The organism is Candidatus Saccharibacteria bacterium, assembly GCA_012965045.1.
In the GTDB taxonomy this organism is placed as follows: domain Bacteria; phylum Patescibacteriota; class Saccharimonadia; order Saccharimonadales; family DTSZ01; genus DTSZ01.
Map to the genome: position 1 here is coordinate 75,762 of DTSZ01000001.1, position 17,199 is coordinate 92,960.

A 17,199-nucleotide genomic window follows, 5' to 3' on the forward strand; every position below is an offset into this window, starting at 1 on the left:
GTCGAAGATGTCGAGGTCCCGCTCAACGTTCAGGACGATGGTTCCTGCGATGACGATGAGCCCGAGACACACTTCGTCTGCCAAGATGGCGTCGAAGATGTCGAGGTCCCGCTCAACGTTCAGGACGATGGTTCCTGCGATGACGCGGAAGAGCCGAAGTGCTTCGACGATGATGGCAACCCCATCTTTGAAGAAGAGTTCTGCGGAACTTCCGACGCGGGTGGAGACCAGCAGCCTGTCCAGACGAGCGACCCGACCGAGGGTTACGAGGAAGACAGCGCTGAAGATAATGACGACGCTCAGGGTGGCCCTGTGGCCGAGGAGGACTTTGATCTCGAGGACGAAGCGTCTGACGCTGGAACCGAGATCGAGGACTCGCTGGACGGCGATGTCGCCATTGGCGGCGGTGACGAGAGTGTGACGGAAGAGCCTGGCGACGATGCTCAGGACAACCCCGATCACGACCCGGAAGCCGCTCCTTCGCCCGGTACCGAGGATGGTGTAACTACCGATCCTGCTGGTACGGGTGATGATGATGCAGCTGGTGACCCTGGCGGCTTTGGATCTACGCAGACTGCAAATGCTGATGAGGCAACCCCTCCGGCAGATGCAGACGAGCTGGAGTCCGATGACGCCGCTGAGGAGGCCGAGGAAACTCAGTCTACTAGTGGCTCTAGCCAGCCTATCCAGCCTGTGGTCGAAGACGGCATTCTTGCCGCCAATGAGAACGACACTACTGGTGCCGCTCTGGTGGCTGCAGAAGTTGTCGACGCTACGGTGGTAGTCGAACCCCGCGAAACCACCCCGGTGGTTGACGTGACTGTTGACACCACGACTCCCGTCGTTGAGGCAGCATCCGCTCCCGCTCCGACTCCCGTCGTTGAGGCACCGCCTGTTCCGACACCCGCTCCGGCCCCTGTGGTTGAAGCACCCGTCGTTGAGGCACCGCCTGTTCCGACACCCGCTCCGGCCCCTGTGGTTGAAGCACCCGTCGTTGCTACTTAACCAGTAGCACGCGCTAACTTTAGTTAGCGCAAAGTATAAGAACTGGCCAACTTTCACGCGAGTTTAAACTATCCATCCTACAATTGGATGAGTATAGCGGACACAAATCGTGTCTACCCGCGATCGCACCCAGTGCGAGTGAAAAGAGCATAAGACTTTGTTTCCTTGATTGCCGAGGAAGCTAAGCAGCAGTGAAGTTGGAAATGTTCTTCAAGGTTAGAAGAAGTAAGTGTTTTCCGGGGTAGAGGATTAATTGCATATAAGACAGCCGTAACATGGCGCCTTGCAACCTCCCCCGGACACACCTTGAATTTATTTGCAGTGATTTGACTAAAACGACAAACGAACCTGAAACAGAGGCTCTTTAACAAACTGACCGCTTAACAAAAATTTATAATTATTTACTAATTTTGAAAGGAAGCAATATGAGTATTTTTACAAGCTCTAATCGCTTGGCGTCTATAGTTTTTGCATTATTTTTTGCATTTGCTATTCCGCTTAGTGTTGTTGCGCAAGCTCCAGCTGTTCGTTTAGAAAGCGACCTAGGAGTTGCAAACCAAACCCAAGGTGACACAAGTTACTCTGACAGCGTTAACGCAAAAGTTGACGACGTTGTTAAGGTTCAACTGTGGTACCACAACATGGAAGACGCAGATTCTGGTTTAAACGCTGAGAAATTAACTGCGAAAATCAACATACCAACCGATAAAGGGGTTAATCAGACAATCTCTGCCACTGTAGGTGCAGACAATGCGAACACAGTAAACACATCGGTAGATGTAACATTAAGCCTTGAGAACGCGTATCTTGAATTTATTCCTGGTACCGTTGAATGGCGACACAACACCGGTGCAGCTACTGACCCAAGTGTTTGTGACACAGGCAATGACCCAGCTGGCGCACCAGCTAAATGTTACACAACAGAGGTGATAACCGATGAAGTAGTAACCAAACCTAACGGTGCGGTGATCGAAACTGACTACAAGCCGTGTTTTGGGTTTGAGTCTACTATTACTGTCTTAGCACGTGTTAAAGCTCAGGAAGTGAGCATTAACAAAACTGTGCGTGAAGCTGGCTTAACTGGTTGGCAGACACACAATGCTGCTAAGCCAGGTGCATTGCTTGAATACCAAATTCGTTTTGCGAATGAAGGTAATGTTCCACTTGAAGGTGTAATTGTTGGTGATAACTTACCAAAATACCTTAGCTATGTTGAAGGTTCGACTCGATTTATGTACAGCATGAAAGACGTTGACGATGTAGATGGCGACGGTGACACCGATGAGTTAATCGAAAAAGTTATCGAAGACGATAAAGACTTGATAACTCGTGGTGGATTCGACACCAGCGAGTACGTTGCAAGTTTTGGTCCAGGTGCAGTTGGGTACGTAATGTTCCAAGCACAAGTTGACGATGTTGAAGTATTTGAAAAATGTGGCGATTACGAGATAACAAACGTTGGTCTTGTACGTCCTGCAGGCATGAATACTTTTGTTAACACTGCTAAAACTGATATTCGAGTAGAGTGTGAACCTGGTGAAACACCGCCAGAAGAAACACCTGAAGAAAATCCTGAAGAACTACCAAACACTGGTGCAGGTAGCATGATTGCTGCCGCAGCTGGTACTGGTGTTCTCGCCCAAGGTGCAAACATATTTGTAAGCTCACGCCGCAAGCTTGCCGAAACACTTTTAACTAAGTAATAGAGCGCACCTCACCAAACAAAGACCTCGACTAACATCGGGGTCTTTTGTGTTTTAGGGGATAGAACATATACTTGATCAATAGATGAATGAACAGATCACCCAACTACAACGCGACATACAGGACGCTTTAGCGCGAATCGACAGCGATAGTTTGAGTGCGCAGCTAAGCGAACTCGAGCAGCATATGGCTGAGCCTGACTTTTGGAACGATCAAGAGCGAGCTAAGAAAATCACTAAACAACACGCCAAAATTAAAGCAAAGCTGCAGCCGTGGCTTGAAGTAGCCTCGAAAATTGACGAGATCGCTGAGCTAAGCACCATGGACGATGCGGCACTACACACCGAAATAAAACAAGAATACACCGCTATTAAAAAAACCTACGACCAGTTAGCGTTTGCCTTAAAACTGTCTGGTAAATATGACGACTACGATGCACTTATGGCCATCCATGCTGGCACCGGTGGAACCGACGCAATGGATTGGGCGGAAATGCTGGAGCGTATGTATCTACGTTTTTTCGAAAAAGCTGGTTTTAAAACAGAAGTTATTGAAAGAAGTGCTGGTGACGAAGCTGGAATAAAACGAGTGCAACTAGCTATAACCGGCCCATACGCTTACGGCAAGCTACAGAGCGAACATGGCGTGCACAGATTAGTCCGACTCAGTCCGTTTAATTCAGATAACTTGCGACAAACTAGTTTTGCGCTGGTGGAAGTAACTCCGCAGATTGATGAACCAGACGAGGTGGAGATTGACGACAATGACCTAAAGATTGACGTGTATCGCTCGGGCGGCAAAGGTGGGCAAAGTGTTAATACGACTGACTCTGCGGTGCGAATTACTCACGAACCAACGGGGATTGTAGTGGCGATTCAAAATGAACGGTCGCAGTTACAAAATAAGCAAACGGCTATGAAAATTGTGCGGTCTAAATTAGCGCAGCTGGCAGCCGAGCAACATGCTGAAAAAATCAGTGAAGTACGCGGCCCAGACGTGCAAGCGGCCTGGGGTAATCAAATTAGAAATTACGTGCTTCATCCATACACATTAGTAAAAGATACCCGCACCAAACACGAAACGACTGATGCCAGTGCTGTTCTTGATGGTGATATCGCTGACTTTGTGGACAGTTATTTAAACTGGAAAGTGGGTTCCGAAGCTTAGAACTTATGCTAAACTATTGAGGTGATTTTACTTGATCGTGTAAGCAAAGTTTACGGAAAAGACCACACAGCCCTTAGTCGCATTAATTTACATATTGAAGCGAAAGAATTTGTGTGTGTTGTCGGTACGAGTGGTGCCGGAAAATCGACGTTAATGAAGCTGTTAACCAGAGAAGAAGAGCAGACCAGCGGCAAAATTATTGTTAATGGTATTGATTACGATACCTTGAAAAAGCGAGACATTCCGTATTTACGACGCCGTATTGGTACGGTGTTTCAAGATTTTAAATTATTACCAGGTAAAACTGTGTACGAAAACGTAGCATTTGCGCTTGAGATCGTGGGTATTCCAAGCTCGCGCATTAAACATAACGTGCCAAAAGTTATTAAGTTGGTGGGACTAGAAGGTAAAGAAAACGCCTTTCCAAACCAGCTGTCTGGCGGTGAGCGTCAACGAGTTGCAATTGCTCGGGCAGTTGTGCGACAACCAAAGATATTAATTGCCGACGAACCAACTGGCAACTTAGACCCTAAACACGCCTGGGACATTATTAACTTGCTGCTTAAGATCAACAAACACGGCACAACAGTCTTGCTCACAACTCATAACGTTGAAATTGTTAATACCTTAAAACGCCGCGTTGTTACCATTAAAAATGGTCGAATCTCTACCGACCAAGCAGTAGGGATGTACAAAGTATGATTCGACTGTTTATTTCGATCGGTCGAGTGTTTAGGACAGGCATAAAAAACTTTGCTCGCAATTTATGGCTTTCAATGGCAGCAACCGCGATAATGGTAGTTACACTGGTTATTATTTTGTCGACTTTTGCTATAAACAACGCCACTAAAGACACCTTGCAGCAGGCGGCAGAAGATATTACGATTTCGATCTTTTTGACCGATGACATTACCGAAGAACAACGTCTGGAGTTCCAAAACGATCTACAGATGAGCCCTGACGTCACCAACGTCTTTTTTACTAGTAAAGACCAAGCACTTGAAAATTACTTACGCGACAATGCCGACACTGGTCTGGCAATAGCTACGGAATTTTTGGATGAAAATCCATTGCAGGCATCGTTTGAAGTAGAGCTAACTCAACTAAGCCAAAATCAAAATTTACTGAATTTAATTAACAGCGATCTTTACAGCGACGTCATAGACGACTTTAATTCAGAGCGGCTGGAACGAGCCAGCCGAGTTGGTAACTTGCAGGATTTTATTATCACCGCAGGATTATTAGCGGCAGGGGTATTTGCGCTTATATCGGTATTGGTCATCTTTAACACTATACGGTTAGCAATTTTCACCAGAAGCAACGAAATACAGATTATGAAGTTAATCGGCTCGACAAATAATTTTATACGCGGGCCGTTTTTGGTTGAGGCCGGCATATATGGACTGCTGTCCGGTGTTATCAGCCTCAGCTTGGTGTATTCGGTAATGAACCGCTTGAGTGCTTCGGGCGAGAATGGATTTATCACTATTTTGCCAACTGCTGAACTGTTTAGTGAACGGGTCTGGCTCATAAGCACCAGCACTATTGCCGGCGGGGTACTTATTGGTGTAGTATCTTCTTTGCTTGCAATGTCCCGCTATCTCCGACTACATTCCAAGAAATAACAGATGACAATAATTGACGCATAAGCGTAACAAGTATAAAATAAGAGGGTATCTATGAACATTCGCGAATTTGCGTCTGCAAAAATAAAAACACTATCTGCCGCACTACTGATTACAACACTTCTTGTTGGGTCTTTTACTGTGTTCGCACCCTACATAACAACTGCCCAAAGTGTTGATGAACTTGAGAGCCAAATTTCTAAACTTGAGCAAGAGATTGCTCAGTCAGAAAAAGAAGCTGACCATTTTCATGCTCAAGCCGAAACACTCCAAGAAGCAATCGACGAACTTGATGATCAGATTGCAGAGATTGAAAAACAGATCGAACTAACCAATTTGCGGCTAAAAGACCTAGAGCAAGAGCTAGAAGAAACTCGTATAGAGCTAGAGCGGCAAAAGGACACTCTAGCAATTTCGATTCGAGAGCATTATAAGACTGGTGAAGTAACGACAATTGAGTTGATAGCAAGTTCAGACAGTTTTGCTGAATTTTTTAATCAAAAAGACTACTTAGATCAGCTTCGCGAAAGTATTTTAACCTCGTCCCAAGAAGTCGCCCGATTAGAAGCTGAGCTAGAGAAACAACATTCACAACAAGAAGCTTTATTAGTAACTCAAAAAGACCAGAAAAAACAACAATCTGACATTAAAGCATCTAAAGAAACCCTCTTGAAGGAATACAGAGGTAAGGAAGCGGAATACAAAGCTAGAGCAGGAGAGCTTGAAAAAGATAAAAAAGAAGCGGACAAAGCCTTAAATAGGAGATTGGCAGAAATTGCAGCAGCACAACGAAACGGTACGCTCGTTAGTTTAGGTAGAGTTCAAGCGGGTGATTTTATCGGTTACGTCGGTAATACCGGATATTCGACAAGTGAACATTTGCACTTTGAAATTGTTTCAGGGACAACTAGGCTCGATCCTGAATTAATTATTTCAAGCAGGGGTTACACCTGGCCTGTGCCAGCCAGGACGCGTGTCACACAGTCATTTAAGGGTGCGGCACATGATGGTATCGATATTGGCACGCAGTATGCAAAAGGTATTCCAGCAGTTGCAGTCGCTAATGGGGAGATCATAACAAATGGGTGTGTATATTACACGAATCCTAAGTACAATAACTATACTATTGAAATTCTGCATGATGACGGGCTAATAAGTAGGTACGTTCACCTAGATACTAGAGGTGATTCACGCCTGAGTGGTTGCAGCAGGAACTACGACCCGCGCATATACTAATCGAGCGGCGTAGTAGTAAAATTTTTGATCGTTTGACATGTTATAAAGGAATTGGAGGACCGTTGGATAAAAAAGTACCACTTATAAGTGTGATAGGGATCGCTATTATCAGCGCTGCTGTAGCGTTTGTCGTTGGCGTACTTAGTAAAGACACATTTTTTGCGGCTAAGATCGCTGAACAAGTAACGTCGTCGTCGAGTTCGAACAGTAGTTTGCCCGACGATTTAAATTATTCAGAAGTCGAGAAGGTCTACGATGTTTTGCGAGCAAACTATTTTGGCGATTTAACCGAAGAGCAACTGATAGAGTCGTTAAAGGATGGGATTGCTCGTGCTACAGAAGACCCATATACGGTCTATCTTGATGAAGAAGCTGCCCAGGCCTTTAGCGAAAGCCTAAACGGTGAATTTTCAGGGATTGGTGCAGAAATTGCCGTTAAGAATGATCAACTGCAGGTTGTGGCTCCGCTCGAGGGAACACCAGCTCAAAATGCTGGTTTACGACCGCAGGACTTAATATTGGAAATCAACTCAGAAGACACCACCGGAATTACGGTCGAAGAGGCAGTCGCTAAGATTAGGGGCGAAAAAGGTACTGACGTTGTTTTAAATATTTACCGCGGGTCAGGGGAGCCGTTCGACGTTACCATCACCCGTGATATTATTTCTGTCCCGAATGCCGAAGGCGAAATTCTCGACGGCGGTATTGGCTACATAGACCTTAATACGTTTGGTGAAGATGCAGTGCGTGATGTAAATGCGATCGTTTCTGATTTTGTCGACCAAGACATACAAAAAATTATTTTAGACCTACGCGGGAATTCGGGCGGCTTTTTGGACGCCAGCGTTGATATTGCTGGGCTGTGGCTGAACAATCAACCAGTCGTTGAGCAAAAGGGCGAACAAGGGGCGGTTTTACGATCTGGTTCTACCGGCCCGCTACTGGGCGTTGAGACAGTCGTTCTAATTGATGGCGGCAGTGCCAGTGCGAGCGAGATCGTGGCTGGCGCGTTGCAAGATTACGGAGCAGCAACAATACTGGGTGAACAAAGTTTTGGTAAGGGCAGTGTTCAAAGCCTTGAGAACCTGAGTGATGGCGGACAGCTAAAAGTAACAATTGCACGCTGGTTTACGCCGAATGGCAAAAACATTGATCAAGAAGGTGTTACACCTGATGAGCAGGTTGAACTTACACTCGATGACTTTAATGCTGACCGAGATCCTCAGCTTGATGCCGCAAAATCTCTACTTAATAATTAAGATTTAAAAGAATCAGTGGCGTTTCGCTAGACCAAACTCCATTCGGTCGGTATTATGGAGCGAAGAAAGGAAGGGTTTAACTTTTAATGTTTGCTTACAGCGAACAATTTCAAACAAAGTCAAAGCCTCTTCAAAGCCCTAAAAAATCAACACTACTATGAAAACAAAATATATTTTTGTTACTGGCGGTGTATTGAGTGGTCTTGGTAAGGGTATAACTGCGGCTTCAATCGGGCGAGTACTAAAAGCCCGGGATATATCTGTTAATATTCAAAAACTTGATCAGTATTTGAATGTCGATGCCGGCACACTAAACCCGGCTGAGCATGGTGAGACATTTGTAACATATGATGGCGCAGAGACCGACCTTGACCTTGGTCATTACGAACGGTTTTTGGACATCGAACTCGATACCAACAGTTCTGTGATGAGCGGGCGAGTGCTGCGCAAAGTAATCGAAGATGAACGGGCTGGAAAATATTTAGGTAAGACCGTACAGGTTGTGCCGCATGTTACTAATGCCATGCAAGAGTACGTTGCGAATGCTGCCAAGGGGCATCAAGTTCATATCGCAGAAATTGGCGGCACGGTTGGTGACATCGAAGGTTTGGCATGGATAGAAGCAATACGGGAATTTTCTAATGCTGTGGGACGCGAAAATTGCATATTCGTACATGTTGTTTATGTTCCATACCTTGGGGCGAGTGGTGAGTTTAAAACTAAGCCGGCACAAAATGCAGTGCGAACGCTCCGTTCAATCGGTATTTTCCCAGATGTTTTAGCTGTTCGCAGCGAAGCGGCTGCACCACCCTCGATAAAAGCAAAACTAAGCATACATACCGGCGTAGAAGAATCTGGAATAGTCTTATTGCCAAACGCGAAGAGTGTGTATCAGGTACCGCGTGTCTTAGAGTCAAGCGGTACAAGCGACTATATTTTAAAGAAGTTAAAGCTCAAGGCTTCAAAACCTGACCTAAAAGAGTGGGATAAGCTCATTGAGCGAGCCACTAAACAATACACCAAAAAGCTGTCGGTCGGCGTGATAGCTAAATACATGGACAATGAAGACACCTATATGAGTGTCTTCGAAGCCTTAAAGTCCGCTGCCTGGGCAAACGACATTGGAATTTCTATCGAATGGATAAATGCTGAAACCTTAACTACCAAGAACAAAACTACCATGCTACAGTCACTCGATGCGATTGTTGTGCCTGGTGGGTTTGGTGAACGGGGGATCGAAGGAAAAATCATCGCAGCACATTATGCGATCGATAATAATATTCCATATTTAGGATTGTGTTTAGGTATGCAAATTGCAGTTGTGGCTCACGCAAGAAAACACCTCAAAGGCAGCGTTGCTTCTGAGGAAGTTGATCCGCAATGTGATCACCCAGTTATTCACCTTATGGAACACCAAAAGACTATCACACACAAAGGCGGCACAATGCGCCTTGGGGATTACGAATGTGTATTGGCTAAAAACACCCACTCCAGACGCTTGTATGGTGAAAAATCTATTAAAGAACGACATCGCCACCGGTTTGAGTTTAATAATGCCTACAGAGAGCAATTAGCAGAACATGGCTTGGTAATTGCTGGAGCATCGCCAGACAATCAGCTTGTCGAAATTATTGAGCTAGACAAAAAGCTGCACCCGTATTTCGTAGCTACGCAGTTCCACCCAGAATTCAAAAGCCGGCCGACTAGACCACACCCACTATTTTATGGTTTAATACAGGCAAGTAAGCGTAAGCTACATTAAATAAAAAGGAAAAATACTAATGGCACACAAAATACTACTGGTTGAAGACGATCAAGGTCTTTCTACGGTATATCAGCAACGACTTGAAGCAGAAGGCTTTAGCGTAAAACATGTCCCAAACGGCGAGGATGCGCTTTCGGCTGCAATCGAATTTAAGCCCGATTTAATCTTACTCGACGTAATGATGCCAAAAATAAACGGCTTTGACGTTTTAGACATCTTAAGAAACACACCAGAAACCACAAATGCTAAAGTTATTATGCTCACCGCTCTTTCCCAAGCCAAGGATATTGAACGAGCACAGGAGCTTCATGCTGACGACTATCTAATTAAGTCGCAGGTTGTTATTGCTGACGTCGTTGAGAAAATCAAAAAACACCTAAAAGTTTAGGTGTTTTTTAGATTAAAGTAACCTTAAACGACGCTAACTTCAGTTCGCGGAGCTGATTTGCCCGTAAAGCGTTTTACTTTTATGCTGCGGTAGCTGACCGTACCTGGTTTAGTTGCGTAAATAGTGTAATCGCGACCGTAATCAGTTCCAGGGCCAGCAACTTTGCTGCTACCACGTTGTCGTACTAATACTTCGCCAGCGCCTACAACTTCACCGCCGTAACGCTTAACGCCAAGCCTTTGACCGGGTGAGTCATTGAGGTTTTTACTTGTGCCGCCTGCTTTATTTTTACTCATCTTGTGATGACTCCTATTTCTTGATTAACACCATGATTCTCCGACCAGTTTGTTGGTTGTCTCGTATGTACACCAGGTCAGTAGAGTCTACGTGCTGAAAACTCGCATAAGTATACCCCAGTTGCTGTAGCTCGTCAACAGATATGACAGAGCTAAAAGAGTTGTGAATTCTCCACGCTGGAGTGGCGATTGCCAGCACCGTACCAACTGCAATTTGACCGTGTATGTTTGCTAAAAACTTGGTTAATAGTTGATTGCTTTGGGTATTTAATTCGTGGACTTTTTCTGGAGAGGGAAGTGATTTTAATGGCTCACCTAAAAACATTTCTGTTGCTACGGCTTGGATTGGCTCTGACCAGGTGTGGGAGGTAGCGTCGCCGGTTTCTATTGTATAGTTTGCGGGTACGTTTTTTAATTCTGTGAACCACTGCAGATTTTCTTCTGAAGCTCGCACCATCTCTGGTGATATATCGGTGCCGTAGGCTGCTATGCCTGCGTAGGCGCATTCTTGAATAACTGTTCCAAGCCCACAGAACGGGTCGAGTACATAGCCTTTCTTCTCAGGACTGGCCTTAGCTAGATTGATTAGCATTTGAGCAAGTTTTATTGGAAGCATCCCAACAAAGGTGTCGGTGTTTGGGCGCTGCATGTCCCGGGCAGTGTAATTGTCTAAGTTTTGGGTGTCGGTGGTTACCGCAAGATATATAATTCCGTCTCGGCCTTTTACCAGAACAAGTTCCGCGCCCTTATTTCTGTCAAATAATTTATTGTGTTGAACTTGGGCGTTAGAAAGAGCTTGGTTTTTGGTTGGAACGACACGTAATTTGCGTGGTGTATCTAATTTTTTTAATTTCTTTTTCAACTCCAGCGCTATTCCATTAATGTCATTGTCGGCTATTTCAAGACCATAGCAGCTTATTCCGAAGTTATATTTTTTATCTTCAGCAGCGAACAGGTGGGTTGGATCAATGCTTAAAATACGTCGTTTTATAGATGCCGTTGAACTGTCAGCCAACTCGTCGAGGATGAACGCTTGCTTCAGCGAACCGCCCATATGCTTAAGTCGAATTGCTTGGTCAACAGCAACAAATTGATCATCAACTATTTTTAGCGATGAGCTAGGTGCTAGTGCTTCGATTTCGGCGATACTTAACTCTTGTTGTCGCCCTGTTTGGTACAAGTACATGGGCACATTCTAAACCAAACAGGTATAATCACATAAGAGATGCAGATATTTAGTCGTAAATACTGGACACCGAGACGACTTTTAACACTAGTAGCTGGTGCAATATTCGCAGCCCTTATTTTTTTCAATGTTGAAGTTGTAGTTGGCGCTATTAAACAGCTGGCAGATACAAATTTAGCTATATTCTTGCTGGTGCCTAGTTCATTTGCTCTCAGCTATCTTTGTATTGCTAATTATTACCATTATTTTTTCAAAGCGTTCAATAAAAAAACCAGCATTAAACAGCTATACAAATTAGTGTTTGCACTTAACTTTGTTAATCAAATTCTCCCGTCAGGGGGGCTTAGCGGCACGACTTATTTTTTGTATGGTGTCGATAAAACCCGTAAAAAGATACCTGCAGGTCTAGCGACGTTTTCACACTTCGGGCGCTATATTTTTGCCTATATTAGTTACTTTTTTGTTTTAGCTGGTGCATTTTTATTTTTAAGATTTGGCAGTGATTCACTTACTACTAAATTCTTGAACGAAGGATTTATGCTGGTGGGCATTAACTTCACCGGCCGCACACTCATCACTAGTTTAGTTGTCGGTTCAACAATTCTGATTTTTGCAGTTTTCTACATTATTTCTAAGGAATCACGCGTAGACAAAACAGTTGGGTCCATGGGAAGGGTAATTGACTGGGTTGGCCGTAAGTTCAGAAGCGGTAAGCCGATTTTTGGCGAACAATCCATTCGACGAACTACCAAGGACTTCCATAAAAGCTTCCAAAAATTACGTAGTAACAGGAAGCATTTGCTTGCACCTGCAGCGTTTATGATTCTAAGCACGACATTCGAAGTTCTTGTGGTGTATTTTTCGTATTTGGCTGTTGGCGCAACAATCAACCCTGGCATTATTATGGTTACCTTTGCAGTTGCGAATGTGGCTGGTGTCATATCGGTTATCCCTGGTGATGTTGGTGTACATGAAACCGTAATGGTTGTTATGCTTTCCTTGGCTGGTGTAGAGAAGGAAGTTGCACTTTCGGGGGCGCTTTTGTATCGAGTTTTGGCAAAATATTTATTTACATCGATTGGCTTTTACTATTACAACCAAATTTTAAAACCACCTAAAACCGCTAAGTCTACCTAAATAATATGGAAAATATTTATACTGTCAGTCAGTTTGCTGCTGTTGCAAATCAAATACTTGAAGCGGCACTACCATTTGTCCGAATTCAAGGTGAGGTGTCCAACTATCAAGTTCGCGCCGGAAAATGGGTGAGTTTTCGGCTTAAGGATAATAATTCGATTATTGAGTGTTTCGGGAGTGTCTGGCAGATTCAGACTCCGCTACAAGACGGCATGGAGGTGGTGGTTGCCGGCAACCCTCGATTAAGCGCCAAATGGGGCAAATTTAGCGTTAGTATTAGTGCTATTAAGCCTGTAGGGCAAGGATCGATATTAAAGTCTTTGCAGCTACTAAAATCTAAACTAGAGGCTGAAGGCCTATTTGACGTGGATCGTAAACGCCCATTGCCGGCTTATCCAATGAAGATTGGTGTTGTCAGTTCTGAACAGGCGGATGGCTATAAAGATTTTTTAAAAATAACAAAACAACGCTGGCCGCTGGCTACAATTGTGTTTGCTCACAGCTTAGTTCAAGGGGATGAAGCACCAAAGCAAATAACGGCCAGTCTAAATGCCTTAAATCAAACTGACGTCGATGTAATTGCGGTAGTTCGCGGTGGTGGCAGTAGCGAAGATTTACTAGCTTTTAGCAGTGAGCCAGTTGTACGTGCAGTCGCCGCCAGTAGAGTGCCAGTTGTAGTGGGTGTTGGCCATGAAGCTGACATTGCATTGTCTCAACTAGCTGCAGACAAAAGTGCTTCAACTCCGACTGATGCTGCACAAATTATTACACCTGATATGGAGCAATTCGATTTGCTTGTTGATCGGTCTTTGCGCGATTTACATTCTGGGCTGGAATTACGGTTTACCCATACAAAAGATCTAATCGGCTTATTTGAACAATCCGCAATACGCAGCTCAGCAAAGATTTCTCACAAACTTGAGACGCTCGATAATCAGCTTTTCGCCGGTGTTCAAACAGCACTGCGTGTTAATGAGAATAGGGTTGGTGGACTGACTCGTGTTTTACACCAGTTGGATCCACACAATATTTTGCGCCAAGGCTATGCAATGGTTAAGCGGGGAGATACAATAGTCACTAAGGCAAAAGACCTTAACACAGACGACGTAATACATTTAGTGCTGAAAGATGCAACTAAGAAAGCGAAGATTCTATGAAAAAAGTCGATACGATGAATTTTAGTGAATTAGCCGAGGAGCTTGAGCAAATAGTTGCCTGGTTTGAGTCTGACAACGTTGATTTAGAAGCGGCAGTAGAGAAGTTCGAGCGAGGGGTGGTGTTGTCGAGTGAGCTGAAAAAAAGGCTGAGCAGCGCCGAGCAAAAAATCAAAAAGATTAGTTCCTAAATCCAAATATGATCTGGCTTGTAGGACTAGCACTAATTAGCTTGCTCCTAGCGTGGGCCGGCGCACCATATGTACCCACCCACAAAGCCGATATAAAAAAATTGTTCGATAGGTTACCGGATTCTATAGGCACAAATGAACAAAAAACGTTTTTAGACTGTGGAGCGGGCGATGGACGGTTGGTGCGGGCTGCGGCACAACATGGCTTTAAAGCTGTCGGTTACGAGCTAAATCCAATAGTGTTTCTTGTTGGGTGGTGGTATTGCCGCGGCATACCAAACACCCGTATGCGATACGGCTTATGGCAGCAAGCTGATCTTAAAAAGTGTAGCGTTGTCTATATGTTCGGTTCAAAATCAAACCTAGCTCGCTTGGTTGCAAAGCGACCAACAGGGCTAATTATTAGCTATGGGTTTGCGCCAGCCAAAGAAACCGACATGGAAATACTAGAAAATCAACAGCCGTTTTGGTTTTTTAAACTGAATCAGGATATTGTTGATTAACCAACTTTGATATACCATAAGCAGTACATATGGAACCTCAGTTTAATCAACCATTTCAGCCACCACAACAACAGCTGCCACCGATAGGCGGCAAGAAACACAACACCGCTCTGATCGTGGCCTTTATGTCCTCGGCCTTAGCTGTGATTTTTCTCGGGCTGTTTATATGGCAGTTTAGTGAACGCAGTTCACTGCAAGCTAATTATGACAGCGACCTTGATGCAGCGGCATTAGCAGCAGTGAACGCTCGGGAAACTGAGCTACGAGAAGAGTTTGAAGATCGACTTAACAGCGACACAACAACCTATGTTGGTTCTGATGTGCTTGGTAGCATTACATTTGACTACCCTAAAACATGGAGTGCGTCAATTAACGAGAATGACTCCGGCAATACTCGACTGGACGCAACCTTTCACCCCAACGCTATTAGCAACTCCGTTAAAGCTTTTGCCTTAAAGATTCAGGTTGTTGATGATCCGTACTCGCAAGAGCTGGGTACCTATGATAATGATGTTGAGCGCGGAGAGTTAACCGCTAATCCGGTGACGTATTCTGGAGTCGACGGTGTGCGCTTGAATGGTCAGATCGATAATGATCTAACCGGCAGTATAGTGCTGCTGCCATTGCGAGACCGTACGCTTATTTTGCGAACAGAGTCTGACACACACCAAGATACCTTCGAATCTATTCTTGATTCACTACAATTCTCTCCATAGCGTTTGTGTTTAGCTAAAACTTTAGTGATAAAATTTAGATAAACCAATAAGAGAGGGAGTGTGTTGCTGTATGCAGCCGGATGAACTTCAGTTAAATATGCTGGAAAACGAGCTTATCGCTATTGCTGCTCACGAGCTAAAATCCCCATTAACTGCAATAAAAAACTTAGCCCTTTATGCTTCTGACGACCAAAGTGAGCTTTTGGATGACTTGGCACGAATCGCTCATATTTCTGACCGCAGTTTGAAATTAGTCCATTCGTTGTTAGATGTTGAAAAACTAAGAAGCGGGGCAGCACATATAAAAAATGAACCAGTGAATTTAGTGCAAGTTTCATATAACGTCGGTCAGATGTTAGAGCCTGTATTAAAACAGAAACAACAACAGCTTAGAATATACGAGCGCCCACTGCAGCCAATCTTTTCTGACGAAAATTATGTAGAGCAGATTATGTATAACTTGATTGATAACGCTGCAAAATATTCAGCCAAAGGTCAGCCAATAGAAATCCGCTTTGCCAAAGAAACCAATAGACAGAACATACGCATTAGGGACTATGGTTCGGGTATATCAAAAAGCGAATGGGCGGCTTTGTTTAAAAAATTTGGCAAGCTTAAGCAGCCGTTAAGCAAACAGGCTGACTCAACTGGGCTGGGGCTCTACATATGCAAACAATTGTCCGAGTCAATCGGCGGCAAGTTGTATCTGCAACCACGGCGTATCGGTAGCTGTTTTGTGTTACAACTCCCATTAATGGAGCAGCTTGACCTATGGCACGGAGCACGCTGGTAATGCATGTCCACAAGTCGATTGTCTATGTTGAGGACGAGCCCGAAATTAGACGAACATACGAGCGGGCCATGGAAAAAGCCGGCTACCGGGTGTATTCAGCTACAACTGCGCAAGAGGCAATAGACATACTCGACACTTATGACGATATTCGGTGTTTAGTTGTTGATTTATTTTTGCCCGAGCATAATGGCTTAGCTATATTGCATCACATTCAGTCCTACGCTGATTGGCAGTCCATACCGGTGATTATTCTGTCGGCAAAAAACCGTGACGAAATACAGGCCAGCGACGAGTATTTAGCCGATCTTGGTGTTGTTAACTATTGTGATAAAACGCAGACCGAACCAAAAGACTTAATACGCACATTGAGCGAGGTTATTGGTGGCAACCAGACGTAATGTAGCAGGAATCATTCTACGCCGAACCGACTATGCTGAGGCCGACCGTATTCTAGTAGTACTAACCAAGGAACTAGGCAAAATTACGGCCATCGCTAAAGGGGTGCGAAAGCTTAAATCTAAGTTGGCTGGCGGCATAGAGCTGCTAAGTGTTAGCGAGCTTGGCGTATTGCCAGGTCGCTCTATGTACACAATTACGTCAGCTCGGTCTACGCAGACATTCGACCGTATTCCAAAAGACCTCACGACACTCAATATTGCCTATGATCAGCTAAAGCTTATCAATAAAAAAGTAGAAGATGGTGAGGCTGCGGAGTTATTTACCGTCGTTGAACAGTCTCTATATGCCTTGAACGAGGGTGTAGACGTTGATCTTGTACAGGTGTGGTTTTACGTGCAGGTATTAACGTATTTCGGCCAGCAGCTAAATCTTACCCACGATGTAAATGGAGTAGAGCTTGGGGCTGATCTTACATACGCGCTTCAGCCAAGTCAGGGGGCACTAATACCGAGTGAGTCCGATTATGCTATTTTTTCTGAGGACGCCATAAAAGCTCTTCGCTTAATGCTTAGGTATGATCCTCGCCAATTAAATCATGTCAAAGGGGTGGTAGAAGCTGTTAAAAAAGTGTCGCCGGACATTGAAGCATTTACAAATTATCAACTCGGCTAGTTG

General features: G+C 44.6%; 19 protein-coding genes and 1 pseudogene (1 of these 20 cut by a window edge). 18 read left to right on the forward strand and 2 right to left on the reverse strand.

Features of this window, described 5'->3' with window-relative positions:
- The 10 genes and pseudogenes from EYO12_00315 to EYO12_00360 form a co-directional block, all read left to right on the forward strand.
- Positions 1–421, forward strand: a pseudogene (locus EYO12_00315) (hypothetical protein); it begins 917 nt to the left of the window's first position.
- On the forward strand, positions 313–1,005 hold the full coding sequence (locus tag EYO12_00320; GenBank protein HIA91545.1) for a hypothetical protein: 693 nt from the start codon (positions 313–315) through the stop codon (positions 1,003–1,005). Before EYO12_00315 ends, EYO12_00320 begins: the two are co-directional and overlap by 109 nt.
- 425 nt (positions 1,006–1,430) lie before the next feature.
- On the forward strand, positions 1,431–2,708 hold the full coding sequence (locus EYO12_00325; GenBank protein ID HIA91546.1) for a DUF11 domain-containing protein: 1,278 nt from the start codon (positions 1,431–1,433) through the stop codon (positions 2,706–2,708).
- Positions 2,709–2,793: 85 nt separating this feature from the next.
- Entirely contained in the window at positions 2,794–3,876 is a 1,083-nt protein-coding gene (locus tag EYO12_00330) for a peptide chain release factor 2 (GenBank protein HIA91547.1), read from the forward strand.
- 21 nt (positions 3,877–3,897) lie between these two features.
- Positions 3,898–4,578: a cell division ATP-binding protein FtsE gene (ftsE, locus tag EYO12_00335; protein ID HIA91548.1), complete on the forward strand. Its 681-nt coding sequence runs from the start codon at positions 3,898–3,900 to the stop codon at positions 4,576–4,578.
- Complete coding sequence (locus EYO12_00340; protein HIA91549.1) at positions 4,575–5,501, forward strand: ABC transporter permease; 927 nt, start codon at positions 4,575–4,577, stop codon at positions 5,499–5,501. Before ftsE ends, EYO12_00340 begins: the two co-directional genes overlap by 4 nt.
- A gap of 54 nt (positions 5,502–5,555) precedes the next feature.
- On the forward strand, positions 5,556–6,737 hold the full coding sequence (locus EYO12_00345) for a hypothetical protein (GenBank protein HIA91550.1): 1,182 nt from the start codon (positions 5,556–5,558) through the stop codon (positions 6,735–6,737).
- Positions 6,704–7,996: a S41 family peptidase gene (locus EYO12_00350; GenBank protein HIA91551.1), complete on the forward strand. Its 1,293-nt coding sequence runs from the start codon at positions 6,704–6,706 to the stop codon at positions 7,994–7,996. The genes EYO12_00345 and EYO12_00350 overlap by 34 nt, the downstream gene beginning before the upstream one ends.
- A gap of 157 nt (positions 7,997–8,153) precedes the next feature.
- Complete coding sequence (locus EYO12_00355) at positions 8,154–9,758, forward strand: CTP synthase (GenBank protein ID HIA91552.1); 1,605 nt, start codon at positions 8,154–8,156, stop codon at positions 9,756–9,758.
- Between the two features lie 19 nt (positions 9,759–9,777).
- Positions 9,778–10,149 carry a response regulator gene (locus EYO12_00360; protein HIA91553.1) on the forward strand — a complete coding sequence of 124 codons (372 nt, stop codon included), beginning with the start codon at positions 9,778–9,780 and terminating at the stop codon, positions 10,147–10,149.
- Positions 10,150–10,172: 23 nt separating this feature from the next.
- Here the strand turns inward: EYO12_00360 and EYO12_00365 are convergent, their stop codons facing one another.
- Together EYO12_00365 and EYO12_00370 are read right to left on the reverse strand one after the other, a co-directional pair.
- Positions 10,173–10,445, reverse strand: coding sequence for a 50S ribosomal protein L27 (locus tag EYO12_00365; protein HIA91554.1), 273 nt, complete (start codon positions 10,443–10,445; stop codon positions 10,173–10,175).
- A gap of 13 nt (positions 10,446–10,458) precedes the next feature.
- Positions 10,459–11,631: a hypothetical protein gene (locus EYO12_00370; GenBank protein ID HIA91555.1), complete on the reverse strand. Its 1,173-nt coding sequence runs from the start codon at positions 11,629–11,631 to the stop codon at positions 10,459–10,461.
- Between the two features lie 39 nt (positions 11,632–11,670).
- Here EYO12_00370 and EYO12_00375 point away from each other — a divergent pair, with 39 nt between their 5' ends.
- The 8 genes from EYO12_00375 to recO all read left to right on the forward strand — a co-directional run bounded on the left by EYO12_00375 (position 11,671) and on the right by recO (position 17,196).
- The gene (locus EYO12_00375) at positions 11,671–12,768 is read left to right on the forward strand and encodes a flippase-like domain-containing protein (protein ID HIA91556.1); all 1,098 of its coding nucleotides are present in this window, start codon (positions 11,671–11,673) and stop codon (positions 12,766–12,768) included.
- Positions 12,769–12,773: 5 nt separating this feature from the next.
- Positions 12,774–13,925, forward strand: coding sequence for an exodeoxyribonuclease VII large subunit (xseA, locus tag EYO12_00380; GenBank protein HIA91557.1), 1,152 nt, complete (start codon positions 12,774–12,776; stop codon positions 13,923–13,925).
- A 14-nt stretch (positions 13,926–13,939) separates the two neighbouring features.
- Positions 13,940–14,113, forward strand: coding sequence for an exodeoxyribonuclease VII small subunit (gene xseB, locus EYO12_00385; GenBank protein ID HIA91558.1), 174 nt, complete (start codon positions 13,940–13,942; stop codon positions 14,111–14,113).
- 8 nt (positions 14,114–14,121) lie between these two features.
- Entirely contained in the window at positions 14,122–14,616 is a 495-nt protein-coding gene (locus EYO12_00390) for a hypothetical protein (protein HIA91559.1), read from the forward strand.
- Positions 14,617–14,645: 29 nt separating this feature from the next.
- Complete coding sequence (locus EYO12_00395; protein HIA91560.1) at positions 14,646–15,332, forward strand: hypothetical protein; 687 nt, start codon at positions 14,646–14,648, stop codon at positions 15,330–15,332.
- Between the two features lie 70 nt (positions 15,333–15,402).
- Positions 15,403–16,125, forward strand: coding sequence for a HAMP domain-containing histidine kinase (locus tag EYO12_00400; protein ID HIA91561.1), 723 nt, complete (start codon positions 15,403–15,405; stop codon positions 16,123–16,125).
- Positions 16,104–16,523: a response regulator gene (locus EYO12_00405; protein ID HIA91562.1), complete on the forward strand. Its 420-nt coding sequence runs from the start codon at positions 16,104–16,106 to the stop codon at positions 16,521–16,523. Before EYO12_00400 ends, EYO12_00405 begins: the two co-directional genes overlap by 22 nt.
- Positions 16,504–17,196 (forward strand): DNA repair protein RecO, encoded by a 693-nt coding sequence (gene recO / locus EYO12_00410; protein ID HIA91563.1) that lies wholly within the window; start codon positions 16,504–16,506, stop codon positions 17,194–17,196. Before EYO12_00405 ends, recO begins: the two co-directional genes overlap by 20 nt.
- Positions 17,197–17,199 lie beyond the last annotated feature (3 nt).

Excerpts from the sequence above, each read along its gene's own strand:
- xseB (HIA91558.1), top strand. The coding sequence starts at position 13,940 with ATGAATTTTAGTGAATTAGCCGAGGAGCTTGAGCAAATAGTTGCCTGG.
- EYO12_00370 (HIA91555.1), bottom strand. The coding sequence starts at position 11,631 with ATGTACTTGTACCAAACAGGGCGACAACAAGAGTTAAGTATCGCCGAA.
- EYO12_00400 (HIA91561.1), top strand. The coding sequence starts at position 15,403 with ATGCAGCCGGATGAACTTCAGTTAAATATGCTGGAAAACGAGCTTATC.
- EYO12_00395 (HIA91560.1), top strand. The coding sequence starts at position 14,646 with ATGGAACCTCAGTTTAATCAACCATTTCAGCCACCACAACAACAGCTG.
- EYO12_00365 (HIA91554.1), bottom strand. The coding sequence starts at position 10,445 with ATGAGTAAAAATAAAGCAGGCGGCACAAGTAAAAACCTCAATGACTCA.
- xseA (HIA91557.1), top strand. The coding sequence starts at position 12,774 with ATGGAAAATATTTATACTGTCAGTCAGTTTGCTGCTGTTGCAAATCAA.
- EYO12_00360 (HIA91553.1), top strand. The coding sequence starts at position 9,778 with ATGGCACACAAAATACTACTGGTTGAAGACGATCAAGGTCTTTCTACG.
- EYO12_00345 (HIA91550.1), top strand. The coding sequence starts at position 5,556 with ATGAACATTCGCGAATTTGCGTCTGCAAAAATAAAAACACTATCTGCC.
- EYO12_00330 (HIA91547.1), top strand. The coding sequence starts at position 2,794 with ATGAATGAACAGATCACCCAACTACAACGCGACATACAGGACGCTTTA.
- EYO12_00355 (HIA91552.1), top strand. The coding sequence starts at position 8,154 with ATGAAAACAAAATATATTTTTGTTACTGGCGGTGTATTGAGTGGTCTT.
- EYO12_00390 (HIA91559.1), top strand. The coding sequence starts at position 14,122 with ATGATCTGGCTTGTAGGACTAGCACTAATTAGCTTGCTCCTAGCGTGG.
- EYO12_00325 (HIA91546.1), top strand. The coding sequence starts at position 1,431 with ATGAGTATTTTTACAAGCTCTAATCGCTTGGCGTCTATAGTTTTTGCA.
- EYO12_00405 (HIA91562.1), top strand. The coding sequence starts at position 16,104 with ATGGCACGGAGCACGCTGGTAATGCATGTCCACAAGTCGATTGTCTAT.
- EYO12_00340 (HIA91549.1), top strand. The coding sequence starts at position 4,575 with ATGATTCGACTGTTTATTTCGATCGGTCGAGTGTTTAGGACAGGCATA.
- EYO12_00375 (HIA91556.1), top strand. The coding sequence starts at position 11,671 with ATGCAGATATTTAGTCGTAAATACTGGACACCGAGACGACTTTTAACA.